Below are 18500 nucleotides of genomic sequence, written 5' to 3'. Positions count from 1 at the left end.
AAACACCTTTACTAACCTATAACAACCTGGCAGACTTATGGAAACATCCACTAATACCTTTTTTTTATGGAGATTAACTTTGGTAGCAACTTTAGGAGGACTCCTTTTTGGTTATGATACTGCAGTTATATCTGGAACAGTAAGTTCATTAGAACAATTTTTTGTTTTGCCTTTTGGTTTATCAGAAACAGCTGCTAATGCTCGTTTGGGTTTTTTAGTTTCTAGTGCTTTAATAGGTTGTATAATAGGGGGTGTGTTTGGAGGTTTAATTAGCAAAATCTTAGGTAGAAGAAAGGGGTTAATTTTAGCTGCTTCTCTATTTTTAGTTTCTGCAATAGGTTCCGCAATGCCAGAATTGTTTGTGAAACCTATAGGAGAAGCAGACCATACTTTTATGTATACTTTTATTGTTTATCGTATTATTGGAGGTATAGGTGTTGGTTTAGCGTCTATGTTATCACCTTTGTACATTGCAGAAATTGCTCCAGCTAATAAAAGAGGAAAGTTAGTTTCAATGAATCAGTTTGCTATTATTTTTGGTATGCTAATAGTATATTTTGTTAATTACTTTATTTCTAGTCAAGGAGATGATACTTGGTTAAATACCGTTGGATGGCGGTGGATGTTTGCCTCAGAGATAATACCTGCAAGTTTATTCTTATTTTTATTATTTTTTGTACCAGATACACCAAGATCATTGGTTTTAAAATACAACACTAAAAAGGCATTAGATGTACTAACTAAGGTAAATGGTGAACGAGAAGCAGTGTTGATCTTAGATCAGATTAAAAATACAGTTACCAATCACTCTGCAAAATTATTTTCATATGGTATACCAGTTATTATAATAGGTGTATTACTCTCTGTTTTTCAACAGTTCGTGGGTATAAATGTAGTATTGTATTATGCGCCAGAAATTTTTAAGAGTATGGGGTCAGGTACAGATGCAGCTCTATTACAAACCATTATTGTTGGGGCAATTAATTTACTTTTTACTGTTTTGGCTATACAAACTGTAGATAAAATTGGTAGAAAACCATTAATGATTATTGGTGCCATAAGTATGGCTATTGCTATGTTTACTTTAGGTACAGCATTTTACACCAGTTCATTAGGTGTTTTTGCTTTAGCCTGTATGCTAGTTTATGTTGCTGGTTTTGCTATGAGTTGGGGACCGGTTGCTTGGGTTCTTTTGGCTGAAATTTTCCCAAATAATATTAGAGGAAAAGCATTAGCTGTTGCAGTTGCAGCGCAATGGATAGCCAATTATTTTGTGTCTTGGACGTTTCCTATGATAGATAAAAACAGTTATTTAATTGAAAAATTTAATCACGGTTTTGCATACTGGATTTATGGTTTAATGGGGGTTTTAGCAGCATTATTTGTTTGGAAATTTATTCCGGAAACAAAAGGGAAAACATTAGAAGAAATGAATGATTTATGGGAGAATAAATAATTTTCACTTCTAAAAACAAAAAATAGCAGGTTAGATTATTACTATAATCTAACCTGCTATTTTTTTAAAAACTTTTGAAAAACACAAAATAAAAATCGGATGAAATACGTAAAAACGCGATGAAGTTCACTTTGTTTTTCTGCTATCAAATTTCTTCCGATTGGTAAAGAACAGTGCATTCACCGATGTTTTTTACATAAATAAAAAAATCATTTTACTTTTTATTTTTACTGATGTTCACAATTGTTATTGTGGCAACAACCTATAGCCATTTTACAACAAAATATTGTTTTTATGCCTACTTAATGTTCTTTTTGATAGTATTAACACGCGTAGTGAGAACCAAAAAATACCCAATGATCAAAAGAATTCTTATTTTTATTTTAGTAGCGTTAGGCTTTAGTTTATCTATGAAGGCTCAGTTAAGTGATCTTCATTACTTACCGCCGCTAAAGCAAGGACAAAACAACCAAGCTATACAACAGCAAGCTGTTTATTTGTCTACTCCAGAGCCAACAACATTTACTGTTAATGCCTATAGAGGAACAAGTACAACACCAATAGCAACATTTAATATATCAAATGTTAGTCCGGCTGTATATACACTTGGCAATGGTGATAATAATATAACGCTCGTAGACAATAATAATACTGGTGTTGTTTTAAACAATAGTGGATTACGATTTGAATCTCCTAGTGGTAATAAGTTCTACGTAAATTATAGAGGATATTCACCATCACAGGCAGCATCTTTAACATCTAAAGGAAGGGTTGCAATGGGTACTAGATTTAAATGGGGAGGCGTACCAAATTTAGGACAACACTCTTCTAAATCTAATACATTAGGTATTATGGCTACAGAAGATAATACTTTGGTTACTGTTTCTGGGTACGATCCTAATTGTGAATTTAGATTAGGTGGTAATGTAGCAGGAATTACAGATAATACATACCAAATAACATTAAATGCAAATGAATCTTTTGTTTTTGAAGCATACGTAGGTAACTCACCAACACAAGCACAAAGAGATGGTTGGATTGGTGCTTCTGTTACTTCTACTAAGGATATCGTTATTAGTAATGGTGCTATGAATTTTGGTCGCCAGGTTGGCTCATCAAATCGTGATGCAGGTATAGATCAGCCTGTACCAGAAAATAGATTAGGAAAAGATTATGTTTTTGTTAGAGGTAATGGTAATACAAATGGTACTACCGAGTTTCCTTTAATAATAGGAACAGCAGATAATACTAATATATATGTAAATGGTGGTACAACACCAATTGCAACCATAGATGAAGGAGATTATTTTGAAATACCAAGTAGTTATTATTCGTCTAATACTGTTGGTGCAAATATGTTTGTGCAAACTTCTAAAGATGCTTACGCATACCAATGTATGGCAGGTGCGTCAGCAGTGTACACACAAGGTTTAAATTTTGTTGCTCCAGTAAACTGTTTGTTGCCAGATGTTATGGATAATATTCCAGACATTAGAAATATGGGAGGAACTACAGTAACTGGTGGTGTAACTATTATTGCAGCAGTAAATACACCAGATGCAAATATTAAGGTGTATGAAAATGGTACAGAGATTACATCAATGCCTGCTTCTGTACCTGTTGCAGGTACATCAGATTGGAAAACATTTTTTATTCCTAACTTAAATGGAAATATAAGTGTACAATCTACAGGTCCAGTAGCTGTTGGATTTTTTGGATATGATGGGGCTAAAGGTGTTGCCGGATATTTTTCTGGTTTTGATACAGTTCCTGAGGTTACTCTAGAGATTAGAGGAGGAAGCGGATGCTTTGTTGGTTCTGAAATATTTGAAGCCACAGGTAATTTTGACGCATATCAATGGTATGAAGATGGAGTACTTATTCCTGGAGCAAATAGTCCTAATTATGCTCCATCGGGAGCAGGAGAATTCTTTGTAAGAGGAACTAAAGGACCTTGTACGTATGATTCTCAACCAATTAACGCACTGTATTGTGACCCAGATGTTGTGGTAGATAAAACGGTAGATAAGTCCGAAATTGTGGAGGGTGAAACAGCTACGTTTACTATTAAAGTACGTAACCTAGGCCTAGGCCCAATAACAAATTTACAAATTACAGATAATATTCCAACAGGATTAACATTAGTATCTAACTTTACAATTACCGGCTCTTTTAGTGGTAATGTTTGGAATATTGGAACACTTAATGGTGGTGATACTGCAGAGTTAGAATTAGTAGTTCGTGGAGATGAAATAGATATATTACCTTTATTGAGCTTAGTAAATATAGTTACTAATACGCAAGACCAAACTGACACAAACATTACTACAGATAACCCTTCTGCAAGAATTATTGTGCATAATGATTATGATAAGGATGGTGTTATTGATTCTATAGACTTAGATGATGACAATGATGGTATCTATGATTCTGTAGAACAACTTTGTACTATTTCTGGTGATGTAACTTTTGGTACTCCTGCTTCAACAGTTCAAGGTGGAACCCCTATAACTGAAATTTTTACAAATTTTAATGATTTATGGAGAAGCTCTTCTACGAGTATAAATAGTATAAGACCAAATCTTTCTCATGAATTATTAGCTTTTACATCTGGTGGTACTACTTTTTCTACAGGTGTTATAGATGACGATATTTTTGATGCCAACAACAATGGTTTGATGGATGGTATTGATACTAATAATGACGGTTCGGTTGATTTAAATATTTCAGAATCTAACTGGTTGGGATTAACACCTTCTAATAATATCTATGGCGAAATGACTATAGAAGCTAGCCTTAATGATGGTGATGCTAATAACGCACTAGGTTTAACTGTAGTAGGCGATCCTACCTCGGACCCATTAAATCCATTATTAACCAATGGTCAAAATAGTTTAGATTTAGGTACTGCAATAGCTAATATTGGAAATAATTGGGTATATGAAATAGACCCAATTGTAGCATCTACAATTGGTGATGGTGTTCCGGACATTTTATTAACACAAATTGCTCAACCTGGAGGATCTGGCCATATTATTAGCTTATACGATGCTAGTGGTGCCCCTTTAGGTAATGCTGTACAGGTAAAAGATTCTGGAAGTGGAGCTCTATCTACCGTAGTGGGTTCTTACAATTTAGATGTTTACAACTCTAATGGGAGTGTTTTCTCTTCAAATACATTCAGAGATTATCGTTTAGCAACCATTGAATTATCAGAATTTGGTATACCTGCTAGCAGTATAAATGATGTTGCATTTTTACGTTTAGAATTATCTAGTAATGCAGATATTGCTTTTCTAGCCTACAATACAAATTCATTCACAGGGTTTTGTGCTAATTTAGATACAGACAATGATGGTATTCCAGATCATTTAGATCTAGATAGTGATGGTGATGGTTGTAGTGATGCTAATGAATATTATAAAGATGATAATGCAGATGGTGGTGATGATGGAGTATACGGTGCGGGAACACCAGCTGTAGATCCTACAGATGGTACAGTAATAGCAGCACCTTATGTTGCCGTTTTAGCACCAGAAATTTTATTAGGTAATACAGTTGAAGATTTATCGGGTAATGATATTAACGGTGATGCAGTGAGCCTTGGTCAAACAATGCAATATGTACTTCGTTTTCAAAATACAGGAGATGATAATGCTACAAATTATACTATTAGAAATATACTACCAGAGAACGTTATTTTAGACGGAGTAGATTTTTCTGGTGCGCCAGGCGCATCTTATACAGAAGATGTTGCTAACCATACATTAAATTTTACTATTCCAAATAACTTAGTAGAAGTAGGGGATACAGAATATGTAATAAGAATAAAAGTTTCAATTACTGCAAATTGTTCAGATTTTGTAGCAGCTTGTTCTTCTACATTAGAAAACATTGCATATTCTACATATCAAGGAACAATTAATACAAATACATTTACAGACGAGGGTGGCTCAACATCTATTGGTGCTTGTTCTAGAACAGTAGAGGTTGCTAGTAATTCTATTTTAAATGATTTAGCAGGATGTAATTTAGCAAGAACAGTTCAACTTTGTGGAGACGATGCTATTTTAACTGCAGGAGCAGGCTTTGTATCTTACAAATGGGTATTAGATACAAACAATAATGGCGTTGTAGATGCTGCAGATACAGTATTAAATGACGGTGATCCAGATGGTAACCCTGCTACATACCGTACAACAGTTGTTGGCGATTTTATAGTAGAGAAAACATCAGATGGTAGTTGTCCTAATTTAATAGAACGTATAAAAGTTGAACGTTTTGGAACAACACAAACAAACCCTGTAGTAGATTATTTTAACCGAGTAAATAGCGATGTAAATCCAGATAATGATTTACAAGGAGAAATTGCTACTTGTCCTATTGATGGAGATTTATTACCTAAAATATTTTTATGTGGTTCTTCGGACGAAGCTACGATACAATTAGGTATTACAGATGCATTAAGTATTACTTGGGAAAAATTAGATGAAACTAGTTGTTCAGATGCAGGTGATGATTGTGGTAATAAAAATGGTACTTGTACTTGGAACGAAGTATCTAATTTAGACAATTTTACTATTACAGATAGTGGAGAGTTTAGAGTTGTTATTCGTTATAACAATGGTTGTTTTAGTCGTTTTTATTTTACAGTATATAAGAATGAGTTAGATATAGAATATACCTCTAAAAACATTTTATGTGATACAGATGGTAACATTAGAATTACAAATGTTGGATCAGGGTATGGTTTTCAGTTAGTAGATGCAGTTAGTGGAGCTATTGTTGTTCCTTTTTCTGCCAGTAACGGACCAAATTTTGACATTGCTGCTAGCGGTACATATAAAGTACAAGCTACACAATTAAACCCAGCAGATAATACACCTATCGTTGGTAGTTGTGTTTTTGAAACAGAAGATATAGGTATAAGAAAAGATGATTTTACAGTAACAGTAAGTACAACACCAGAAGATTGTAATACTGGTGGTGTAATACGTGTACAAGTCTTAAATGCATTACCTAATTATAGTTATGAACTTCGTTTAGACGATGGTACTAATGGTGGTGATGGTTCTCCAATAAGTAATCATCCTACAGAAAAAGATAACACGCATGAATTTACAGGACTTACTCCAGGAAACTATATTGTATTAACAACAACGCAGGATGGTTGTGAAAACTCGCAAAGCATAACCGTTACAAGTATAGAAGAACTAAAATTAGTAGCTGTTACATCAGAAAACATTACGTGTAATTCAGGTATAATTAATCTAACACCATCAGGCGGATTGCCAAGTCCTGTTTATGAAATGGCTATTTATAGTAAAAATGGTGTGTTATTGTATGCTGATGAGGCTTCTGTTCCAGATTCTGCTTTTACTGAAAATACTAGTTTCTTATTTGGATACCGTGGAACTCCATTAACATATTATCCTAATGAAGAAGGAGAATATACTTTTGTGTTAAGGGACGGTAATGGTTGTTATGCTATTTCATCTCCGGTTACTATTGAAGATTTAGGAGCACCAGAAATAACAGCGACACATAGTACAATTACGTGTGCAGATTCTGCTACATCAACCTTAACAATTAATGTTACAGGCGGTACAGCTCCATATAGATATAGTTTAGACGGTGGTACAACGTACCAAACACCAAATACGTTTGATAATTTAGCTGCTGGTATACACACTATTACTGTTATGGATTCTAGTGGTACTACACCAACTACGGGTTGTATAACAACTGTAGATTATGAAATAGATCAACCATTTAGATTAACGGCTTCAGCTTCTATTATAGAAGACGCTTCTTGTAATCCATTGGGTGCTTTAGTAAAAATATTAAACCCTTCTGGTGGTCAAGGTCCTTACCAATATAGTTTTGACGGCGGTGCTAGTTTTAGTGCTTTAGATTCTCAAAATCTTGCTCCTGGAAATTATACATTGGTTTTAGAAGATGCTTTAGGTTGTTCTTTTACTATGGATTTAACAGTGCCAACAGTAATGGCAGATCCAAACTTTACGAGTGTAGTAGATTATGCTTGTAATGGTGATGGTACTATAACTATAACACCTTCTAATACAACAGATTTTACATTTACTTATAAATTTAATGGTACAGACAATACACCAGCAGATAATAACATATTTACTGGAGTAACTAATGGTACACAAACTATTACAGTAGGTTATGGAACAACAATAACGCCAGGTCAAAGTACTCTTTTCTTAGAGAATTTTGGAGCAGGTGTAACTACACAAATAGCAGAAATAGGATCAGATTATTGTTATGAACCACAAAGTGGTGCAGCAACAGCTTGTAACCGAGGTCCTGCAGGTATTTTAGTTAATGGTGAATATACTGTTACTAATTTAGTAACCAATCCTGTTCCTACTTTTAGAAGTCCTAATGATCATACAGGTTTAACAGACGGTCGTTTCTTAGCTATAGATGTTAGTACATTTTCAGACGTATATGCTTCACCTGTTTTAAATGGTGTTTTATGGTCTAGAACAGGAATAGAGGTATTACCTAATCAAGATATTACCTTCTCTTTATGGGCATACAACTTAATGCAAGTTGGTGGTAGTGGTAATAATCCAGAAATGACAATAGAGTTAGTAAATGCTTCTGGTACTGTTATTTCTAGTGTTGCAACAGCAGAGATTCCTAAAAATACAAATGTAGATGATTGGCATAACCGTACAGTAACCTTTAACCCAGGTGCTAATACTACTGTAGGTATTGTTATACGTAACAATGTAAACAGTAACGATGGTAATGATTTAATTATAGATGATATACAAGCTTCACAGGCACCAGAATTATGTAAAAAAACCGCAGATGTTACTGTTGTAGTAGAAGATAATAAAGAGTTTAGTGCAGCATTACTAGGAACAAAAGATCCTAATTGTAATGGTGGTTCAGATGGTAATATTCGTTTTGAAGTTTCTAATTTTGATGCAGCAACAGGATTTGAATATTCTGTAGATGGTGGTACAAACTGGGTAACATCTTTAACATCACCAGTAACAACTGCAGCAAGTTTAGCAGATGGTACGTATAATGTACAAGTTCGTAAGGTTAGTGATAACGCTTGTATTACAAACTTTAATGCAACCCTAACAGAGCCATCAGCAATAGTACCTAGTTTAGGTGAAACTGCAGAGTACACTTGTTTTAATACAGGAGCAACATTAACAGCTTCTGCTACAGGTGGTTCTCCAGGTTATGAGTATCAGTTAGAAAGAGCTGCAGATAACTCTATAGTTAGAGCATACCAAACAGAAGTAGATTTTATAAATGTTACTGAAGGAGATTATGTAGTTCGTGTTAAAGATGCAAAAGGGTGCGAGGTTGCATCAACTATAGCTATAACAGTAGATAAATTTGATGATATAGATTTTGATTTAACTGCTACATCTTGTTATGATGGTGCTAATAACGCTACAGTAACTGTTACAGTTACAAGTGGTAATGGTGACTATAATTTTAGAATAAATGGTGGTTCTTGGATTACTCCAACACCAGCAACGGGTGTAACACATACATTTATAGGTTTAGCTAATGGTAGTTATGATGTAGAAGTAACAGATGCTTTTGGTTGTGTATCAGTTTTAAAGACAATAGATATACAACCTGTTTTAAATGCAACAGTAAATGTTGTAGATGTTAGTTCTTGTGCAGATGGTAGTATAACTGTAGATGCAACTGGTGGAGATGGTAATTTAGCTTATGCTTTTGTTGCAACTACAACTCCAGTAACGGCTGCAGACTTTAGCACAACAAATACATTAACTGTAGCTGCTGTAGATGCAGGCACTTATGATGTATATGTATGGGACAACGGTGCAGCAGACCCACATTGTGAGTTTATGGAGACCGTAACAGTGAATCCAGCAACTCCTTTAACTTTTACTGCTACACCAACAGATCCTGAATGTTATAATGGTTTAGGAACTATAGCTGTAGAGGTAACGTCTGGTATAGCACCATATACGTATGAAATTATAGATTTAGATAACGCAGGAGCTTCAAATGAGACAGCTACCAACGTAATAGATAACACAAAAACGTTTTATAATTTAACGCCTGGTAATTATACAATTAATATTACAGATGCTAGTGGGTGTACAGTTACAACTACTCCTAATGTAACTATTAACAACCCAGATGAGTTAACAGGTGAATATAGAGGTGTTTTACCATCTTCTTGTTCTAGTGTAGACCCTAATGATTATGGTTTTGAATTTTTTAACTATACAAGTACATTAGGAACAGTTGAATTTAGTGCTGATGGAGGTGCTACTTGGACTGCAGATAATTCGGTTCCAGGAACATCAGATATATTAACAGGTTATTTATCAGGAGAAAGTGTTTATCCTTCTATGAGAACGGTAGATGGTTTTGGAAATACAATTTGTCAAACAGATTTCCCAAGGTTCACTATCCCTTATCCTTTAGATGATTTAGATATTCAATTAACTGCAATTGTGGTAGATTGTAACGAGTTACAAGTAAAAGTACAAGGTACAGAGGGTACACCTGGTTATGAGTATGCTTTTTCAGATAATCCATCAAATTTTGACCCTGCTACTGCTACTTGGTTTGCAGGTGGGACGATTAATGACACTTCAGGTTCTGCAGTAACTGTTCCCGCAGGTAATGGTAATTATACATGGACAGGTTTAGTGCCAGGTAGAACTTATGTGTTTTATGTACGTGATTTTAACGGTTGTGTGCGTCAGAGTGATAGAAATGTAAATGATATTATAGACCCACTACCTTTAGAAATAGATTTTGTTTCTACACCTTCTTGTGATGGTGCTTCTAATGGTAGTATTACATATACAATTACAGATAATCAAGCTCCTTATGGTTCTCAATTTAGATGGGAGCTATATGATATGTCTACAGGTACAGCAACTTTAGTTACGGATAGTGGAGGAAACACAGGTTTTGTTTCTCCTCAAGATGTTAGTATAACTGGCTTACCAGAGGGAGAATACTTTATTCAAATAACAGAAATTGATGGTGCTACAGATACGTGTATATCAGCTTCAGAGAATTTATTGTTAGAAGAATTAGAGCCTATAACTGCAACTTTAAATAAATTAGAAGATATTTCCTGTGCTAATCCAGGTCTTATCTCTGTAGATAATATCACAGGTGGTGGAGGTACATATACGTTTACAGTTACAGATGATTTAGGAAACCCTGTAGCAACTGGTACAACAGATAATCCGTTAGAGATACCTGCTGGTTCTGCTGCTGGAGATTACGCTGTTAGCATTAGTGATCAATACGGTTGTGAGTATCCTTTAGGAACTATAAATATGTCTTTATCTGCTCCACCTGCAATAGCAAGTGTAGATGTAGATAATTGTAATACATCTGCAACGGTAACAATAAATACTACTGCTGGTGATTCAACAACATTATTATATTCTATTGATGGTGGTGTTACGTATGTAGACAATGGAGGAGTATTTACCAATCTAGCTGTAAATACCTATACTGTTTTTGTTAAAGATGGTAATGGTTGTACAGATTCAGATACAGTAGAGGTATTCCCTACATTGCAAGCATCGGCAACTTTAGAAAAAAGCTTAGGTTGTACTAATGACGCAGAAATTTTAATTGGAGCATCACAAGGTTCTGGTAATTATGAGTATAGAATTTTAAACTCATCAGCATTAGAAGTTATAGCAAGAACAGCGTTTACAACATCTGATACTGCTTCTTTACCTAATGCAGATGTTTATACTGTAGAGGTTTATGATACAAACACATCTACACCAGAATGTTTAAGAACCTTTACTGTAAATGTTCCTGCGGCAATACAACCAGACTTTACAGCAACACCTAAAGATGTTACTTGTAATGGAGGAACAGATGGTGTTATTAAAATTGTAGAAATAAACAATGGAAATAACCCATTAACATATACAATAACACCTGCTGCAACTTATGATGCAGCTACAAATTCGTTTATAAATCTTGCGGCTGCTACATATGAAGTAACAGGAACAGGCCCTAACGGATGTGTTACAACTAAAACTACTATTATAGTAGGTGAGCCAAATATAATTACGTTTGCTATACCTACAGTAAATCAGTTTGGATGTACAACAGATAATACAAGTAACAATGCAACTATTGTTTTAGATGCGTCAAGTATCTTAGGAGGTAGTAACGTATATGCTCGTTATGAGTTTGAGGATGCTGCAACAGGTACTATCTTGCAAAATGGTACTGCTACAACATACACATATACAGATTATGCTGGTGGAAATGTTATTGTTCGTGTTTTTGATGATAATGGATGTAGTGCAGAAGAAACAGTAACTGTTAATGCCTATGATCAATTAATTTTGGCTTCAGTAACTGTAGACGATGCTATTAGTTGTGCTAATCTAGGAGAAGATATTAGTATAAATGTTACTGGTAGTATTTCAACTTATGCAACTAATCCAGGAGATTATCAATTTACATTATTGCCAAGTGGAACACCGCAGGCTTCAAATGTATTTGCAGATTTACAACCAGGTACACATACTATTTTAGTAGAAAATACGGTTACAGGTTGTAAAATTACAGTAGAGCATATTGTAGAAGAACCTAATACGTTTACTGTAGATGTAGAGGTATTATCTAATGTGGTTTGTTTTGGGGATGAAGGTGAAATTAGACTTACAATGAGCGATCCTACGTATACTGGTAATTTCACTTTTAGAGTTTACCAAACAAATGGTACGCCAGCAGATCCAACAGATGATGGTATTGCAATTAGAAATGGTAACTCTACTGGTTTTGGACCAACTGCTCCAGTAAATGTACCTGCAGGTAACTACAGAGTAGAGGTTATACAAGATGGTTTTCCAAGTTGTACTCAAAACAGAATATTTAGTATCACTACGCCAAGTGCAGCATTAGGTTTAGAGCCAGTTGTATATCAAGAAGCAGGTTGTACTAATGATATGGGAACAGCTAATATTAAGCCAACAGGTGGTGTTGGACCATATACTATTACTATTGTAAATAATGTTACTATGGTAAGTACTACAGAAACTAATGTTAACTCGTTCATATTTCAGAATTTAGATGCGGGTGAATATTCTGTAACTATAGAAGATACTTTAGGTTGTGCAGACACATTCTCTAATGCTTTTGAGCTGTTAGTACCAGATGCAATATCAGGAACAATAGCTGCAACTAATTTAGTTTGTGCTGGAGATAATGATGCATCTATATCTATAAGTTTAAATACAAGAAATGTATCACCTAATTACAGGTATATTTTAAATACATATGATGACGCAGCTGGTACTACTTTGCTATCAAGCACAGTTAGTCAGACTACAGCAGCCTTTTCTAACATAGGACCAGGTTTTTATAACATTAGTGTTTTTGATGACATTAACTGTTCTTTTGAATCATCAATATTAGAAATTGTAGATCCATTAAAACCAGCCGGAAGATTAGTTACAACAACTGCATTAGGTTGTACAACAGGTGCAGAATTAGAATTATCTGCAACTGGTGGTACAGGTCCTTATACGTGGAGTGCAGATGGTGTAACATATACAGCAATGAACAATGCAAACGGACCAAATACACATCTGTTTACAGGTCTTGCAGATGGTACATATAAATATTTTGTTAAAGATGACTTTAACTGTATTTCTACATTATCTAACGAGGTTGTAATTGCTCCAATAGCGCCATTAACATTGGCAATAGATACTAGTGCAGCAATAATTAACTGTAACGGAGAAAGTACAGCATTAATTAGTGCAAGAGCAGATGGCGGACTTGGTAATTACCAATACGGTTTATTCTCTGATGTAGCTTTAACAACAGTGGTTAGAGCATACCAAACATCAGAAATATTTGCAGACTTGCCAATGGGTACTTATTATGTAAACGTACAAAGTAAAGATTGTGAAACAATGTCTTCTGTAATAACAATAACAGAACCAACAGCATTAAATGCAACTCCAGTAATTACTAACGTTAGTTGTAATGGTGATGATGATGGTAGTATTGTTTTAAATGTAACAGGTGGTTCAGGTGATTATCAATATGCAATATCTCCAAACTTAAATCAGTTTGATGATGAAAATACGTTTGATGAATTAATAGCTGGGAATTACAGTGTTATTGTACAAGATGCTAAGGGTTGTTTTGAGTTAGTAGAATTTACTATTACAGAACCAGAAGTATTAAGTATGAGTTTAACATCTACACCAGAAATTTGTGCAGGTGAAGAAGATGGTACTATAACGGTTACAGCAACTGGTGGTACATCTGCATACAGTACAAGTATAAATAGTAACGACGATGCAGATTTTGTAGAAGGCAGAATGTTGTTTACAGATTTAGCAAGCGGTAGTTATGTAATATTTGTAAAAGATGCAATGGGTTGTATAACTAACCAGGTTATAGAAATAGAAGCAGGTGCAAACTTAAATGTTACTCCAGAAGTAATTTACGAGTGTACTGGCGATACTCCAAACAATAGCATTTCGCTTATTTTTGAAGATCCAACAGTAACATCAGATGTGTTATATGGTTTAGATACTGCAGACCCTGCGTTAATGGTGTTAAGTCCAGACTTTACAAATATGGCACCTGGTATGCACTTTATAACAATTGCACACGCAAATGGTTGTACAAATACAATCAATTTTGAAATTGAAGATTTTGCTCCATTAACGTTATTTGTAGAGCAGCAAAGTATAAACGAGATTACTGCTTTAGGTACTGGCGGTAAACCAGGATATACTTATTACTTTAACGATGTTAATAACGGAGAAGATAATACGTTCTATATTAAGAAAACCGATACGTATACTGTAAGAGTAGTAGATGAAAACGGATGCGAGTCTATACAAACCATATTTATGGAGTTTATAGATATAGAAATTCCTAATTTCTTTACACCAGATGGTGACGGACAAAACGATTTATGGATACCTAAAAACATAGATCAGTTTCCAGATATTTATATTACTATTTTTGACCGTTATGGTAGAGAAGTTTATAAGTTAAAAGATAACGAACAAGGCTGGGATGGTTTATACCAAAATACAGATTTACCTACCGGAGACTACTGGTATGTAATTAAGTTAAATGGTGAAAGCGATACTAGAGAGTTTGTTGGTCACTTTACATTATACAGATAATATCAATTTTTTAGATTGATGTAAAAGCCCTTCTATTTTTATAGAAGGGCTTTTTATATTATAAGTTTAATTTGGTTTTATTACATTTGAAAAATCTTAGACAAACAAACTCAACAGGTTGAATACAACTAAATTTGTACTTTTTACAGCAGAAAATAAATACGTAGTAGAGTATTTGTTGCAGCAACTAATATTGAGTGATAGTATTACTGAAGCTCTTATTTTTGATAACTATGACCTAGCTATAGGTTTTAGAAAAATGCTTGTAAAAAATTGCAACCTAGACTGCTCTATAAATACTTATATAGAGTAATTGCTTGCCACATTAAAAAACAATTTTTAAATTACTCACTGTAAGAACTATCTTTTGTTTTTGAGAGTAATAACTTTTATTTAATACGAAGATGTGATAAAAGGAGTTCATAAATAACTTAAAATATACCCAAATTTGAAAGATTATTTTTATGAGGTTGAGAAACCAAGAATTTTAAAAATTTTAATGTTTTTAAAAGAATCTTTACCTAAAAAATGCACAAAAAGTAATTATCAACTTACGCAAAATTTATTGCATAAACCATTTAGTTATGAACTAAATCTTCAGGAAAAATTGCAAATAATTGCAGACGAAATGCGTGAACATTTATTAATTAAAGAGCCTATAAAGATCTTAACACTTAACAATGTTGAAGCCGGAAAGTTTGAAATGATAGATGATTTAAATTGTATTTATATTAATGCAAATACAAATACTCAAAATTTTCATCAAAAAATAGCAATTTTAGCTCACGAAATGTCGCATTATTATTTAATGAGAAAACATAACATTGAAAAAGAGTTTGTAAAAGAGAATGAACTTTTAACAGAATTGAATGCCGTTTATTGTGGATTTGGATTTTTACTACACAATGGATATCACGAAGAAAAAATAGAAATAGGAAATAAGACTCACAAACACAAAGTTGGTTATATTAGTACTAAAGTTGTGCAGGAAACAATAATACAAACAGCTTATGTTAGAAAGCAAAATCCTAATCATATTATGAAAAATTTAGATTTAGGATTTAAAGACACAATTACTTTAAAATTTAAACTAAAAAAATTAGTTAAGGAATACAATTTAGCAATGGCTAATAAAAAATAATTAAAATAAAAAATGGGTCTATTTAATTTCTTTAGAAAGAAAGATAACAATACAAATAAAAGTGAAACATCTAAAGATGATCAACAAAACAAATTTATAAGTGATATGACTAAGTCTGCTGAATTCTTTGTTAGGAGCAGTTCAGAAAATTTTAAAGGGTTAGATTATTCCGTTAAGAGTTTAGAAGTTGTTGAAAATATTTTAGAAGAAGCTTCAGGTTTTTATACTGAGATGAATAATGAACAACAACAAAATATAATTACGTCAGTTGGCTCATATATTTTTGAAGTAGCAAGACAAAATTTTGGAGGAAAATATTTTTGGTATGATAAATTAAATCAACCAATTCTTGTTACTGGTCAGCCTAATTTTGAAGCTTCAATTATAGCTAATGACAAAGTTGAAAAGCGTTTAGTAAATGGAGTAGAAGATAATATCCCTTTTTATTTTATTGGTTATGTGCAGCTTGTAAATAACAAGAAATCAGGAATGATTGTTTAAATCTTAACATCAATATATAAAAATTAAAAAACTATAAATTCTTAATAGTAAATAAATATGATTTGTACCGTATACACACATAAAATAGGTGTAGATAAAATTGTAGAAGTACTAGAAAAAGGTATTTCTAATGTAAATATAAGCGTTACTACTACAGATAATTCTAACCTAATAACAGCAGAAACTAAAGGTGGGTTATTTGGTAAAGACAGTAAGCTGGTAATTAATAAAAGAGAAAGATTACAGCCAGATTATCAAATTCACGAAAGTAAAGAGTGCCCTTTAAACGAGAATCTAAAAGGTTTGTATGGGTATATAAACTCGTTGCCAACAACTAACGATAAGGTAAAAGGTTTGTGCTTGGCTAAAGTGCAAACAATAAACTCAGAGTTTTCTATTCAGCAAGAAAGTGGAACAACTAAAAATCTAAAGGAGGTGATACAAAACTTGGCTCAGGAATTAGATGCTATCCTTTTTGTTCAACCAGATACTATTATATCAAAATCTAATGGTCAGCATTTTTTAGATAAAAACTTAGACCTAATTATAGACGCTACTGGTAAGTGCGAAATAGAAGATTTAACCGTAAATATAGACTCTAAGTATTATGACAAGCCGCAAGTAGAAATTACTGAGGATCAAAAAATAAGAAAAGAGAAAAACGATGCTTTTATTCAGTCTAAAAACATAAAAGTAAATAAACACTTGCCGTTTATAGATAGTGAAAATAATGTAAAAATACGCTCTGCTAAAGAAGTAGCAGAACGCCTAACTATTTTAGCAATTACCAATCAGGTTGCATTTAATACAATGTCTGCTGCAGATGCAATTAACTATATTTTAGAACATAATTTGTCTAATTTGGTAACAGCCAAAGAAAAAGTATTTTTAGAAAACCCAACAGACGAGCAAAAAAATCACGAAACTTGGAAATGCGAGTGCATTTGGACGCTTTATTGGGCTTTAAATAAGGTAGATGATTTAGGTTTTCCTAATCAATTAGCAGATTTAAATAATGTGCCAATAGAAGATTATCCTATAGGAAAAAATAAAAACCCGTGGGATTTTATTAATGCACAAACTCAATTAAGAAGCACATCAGAAATATTAGATGTAAACGATTTGTATTACCGTTTAGATTGGGCCTGTGTAGATGCTAGAATAAACGAACAACAGTTAGAAGAAGTTCACGGTGGTGTTGTGTACGAGAGACATTATGCGCTAAATTGGCTTGTAAACCATATGGATGCAGAATGGGACGATGTTTCTTGTGATACTTAAAATTTTATAATTCATAAAAACCTAAAATATGCCTAGAGTTACACTTATTATAATTGTTGCTATTGCTGCAACAATAATTTTTTATCTATTTATTATGCCTAAAAAGAAAAAATAATAGTTAATAGCAGTAAATAATTAAGGTTTAACTTAAACAGAAATATTGTAGATGATAAAGCATTTTCTTTTAACTTTTTAAGATTAATAAATTATAATGAATAAAGAATTAAGAGATACTGCAGGGCGTAAATCTGAGTTAAAAAGGATTGACAAGGACTATCTGTACAATGAAATTAAAGGTTTACTTAATTTAGAAAAAGGACTTTTTTTAACAATAAAAAATTTACTGATTAAGCCTGGTAAATCGGTTAGAGAATTTCTTTTTGAAGATAGAAAAAAGTATGTAAAACCAATTATATTTCTAATTTTTACATCCTTATTTTTTTCTTTAATTATTAGTCTATTAGATATTAATTTTAGCCTGTTTAATATTGATAAAATTGAAGGCTTAAAAGGAAAACTAAGATCTAAAGAAATTGGAGATTGGTCGCAAAATAATCTTGGCTATTCTCAGTTAATAATGGGAGTTTTTATTGCATTTTGGATAAAGCTATTTTATAGAAAAACAAATTATAATATTTATGAAATTTTTATTCTCTTATCATTTGTATTAGGAGAATCCTTTATAATTCTAGGAGTTTTTATTCTTTTGGCTTCAGTTTTAAATAGTGCGATAATAGGTCTTATTGGCACTTTAGTTTACTTTATATATATTATTTGGGCTATTGGTCAATTTTTTGGAGAATTTAAAATTAAGAATTATTTAAAATCATTTTTTGCATACGCTTTAGGGAATATTACTTATTTAATGATAATGGCGTTAGTAGCTTTTCTTTTAAAGTATATTTAAATACAAACCAACCAAACAATAAAA

The 18500-nt window shown here is 33.0% G+C and carries 7 protein-coding genes; all 7 read left to right on the top strand.

What is annotated here, in order from left to right:
- The first annotated feature begins 37 nt into the window (after positions 1-37).
- The 7 genes from xylE (at position 38) to BT107_RS03735 (ending at position 18476) form a co-directional block, all read left to right on the top strand.
- On the top strand, positions 38-1456 hold the full coding sequence (gene xylE, locus BT107_RS03765) for a D-xylose transporter XylE (RefSeq protein ID WP_072302410.1): 1419 nt from the start codon (positions 38-40) through the stop codon (positions 1454-1456).
- Between the two features lie 356 nt (positions 1457-1812).
- Positions 1813-14646: a T9SS type B sorting domain-containing protein gene (locus tag BT107_RS03760; RefSeq protein ID WP_072302907.1), complete on the top strand. Its 12834-nt coding sequence runs from the start codon at positions 1813-1815 to the stop codon at positions 14644-14646.
- Positions 14647-14764: 118 nt separating this feature from the next.
- Positions 14765-14959 carry a hypothetical protein gene (locus tag BT107_RS03755; RefSeq protein WP_072302409.1) on the top strand — a complete coding sequence of 65 codons (195 nt, stop codon included), beginning with the start codon at positions 14765-14767 and terminating at the stop codon, positions 14957-14959.
- A 135-nt stretch (positions 14960-15094) separates the two neighbouring features.
- A complete protein-coding gene (locus tag BT107_RS03750) occupies positions 15095-15787 on the top strand; it encodes a hypothetical protein (RefSeq protein WP_139254267.1) in 693 nt (230 codons plus the stop codon).
- A gap of 12 nt (positions 15788-15799) precedes the next feature.
- Positions 15800-16288, top strand: a complete 489-nt coding sequence (locus tag BT107_RS03745) for a hypothetical protein (RefSeq protein WP_072302407.1) — start codon at positions 15800-15802, stop codon at positions 16286-16288.
- A gap of 57 nt (positions 16289-16345) precedes the next feature.
- On the top strand, positions 16346-17569 hold the full coding sequence (locus BT107_RS03740) for a DUF4272 domain-containing protein (RefSeq protein WP_072302406.1): 1224 nt from the start codon (positions 16346-16348) through the stop codon (positions 17567-17569).
- Positions 17570-17780: 211 nt separating this feature from the next.
- Entirely contained in the window at positions 17781-18476 is a 696-nt protein-coding gene (locus tag BT107_RS03735; protein ID WP_072302405.1) for a DUF3667 domain-containing protein, read from the top strand.
- Positions 18477-18500 lie beyond the last annotated feature (24 nt).

Origin of the sequence: Cellulophaga fucicola, from assembly GCF_900119145.1 — a bacterium.
GTDB lineage: Bacteria > Bacteroidota > Bacteroidia > Flavobacteriales > Flavobacteriaceae > Cellulophaga > Cellulophaga fucicola.
This window is presented reverse-complemented; position numbering and strand designations above follow the sequence as displayed.

What these genes read in the sequence shown, in the direction of transcription:
- BT107_RS03745 (WP_072302407.1), top strand. Translation starts at nt 15,800, where the DNA reads ATGGGTCTATTTAATTTCTTTAGAAAGAAAGATAACAATACAAATAAA.
- BT107_RS03760 (WP_072302907.1), top strand. Translation starts at nt 1,813, where the DNA reads ATGATCAAAAGAATTCTTATTTTTATTTTAGTAGCGTTAGGCTTTAGT.
- xylE (WP_072302410.1), top strand. Translation starts at nt 38, where the DNA reads ATGGAAACATCCACTAATACCTTTTTTTTATGGAGATTAACTTTGGTA.
- BT107_RS03735 (WP_072302405.1), top strand. Translation starts at nt 17,781, where the DNA reads ATGAATAAAGAATTAAGAGATACTGCAGGGCGTAAATCTGAGTTAAAA.
- BT107_RS03740 (WP_072302406.1), top strand. Translation starts at nt 16,346, where the DNA reads ATGATTTGTACCGTATACACACATAAAATAGGTGTAGATAAAATTGTA.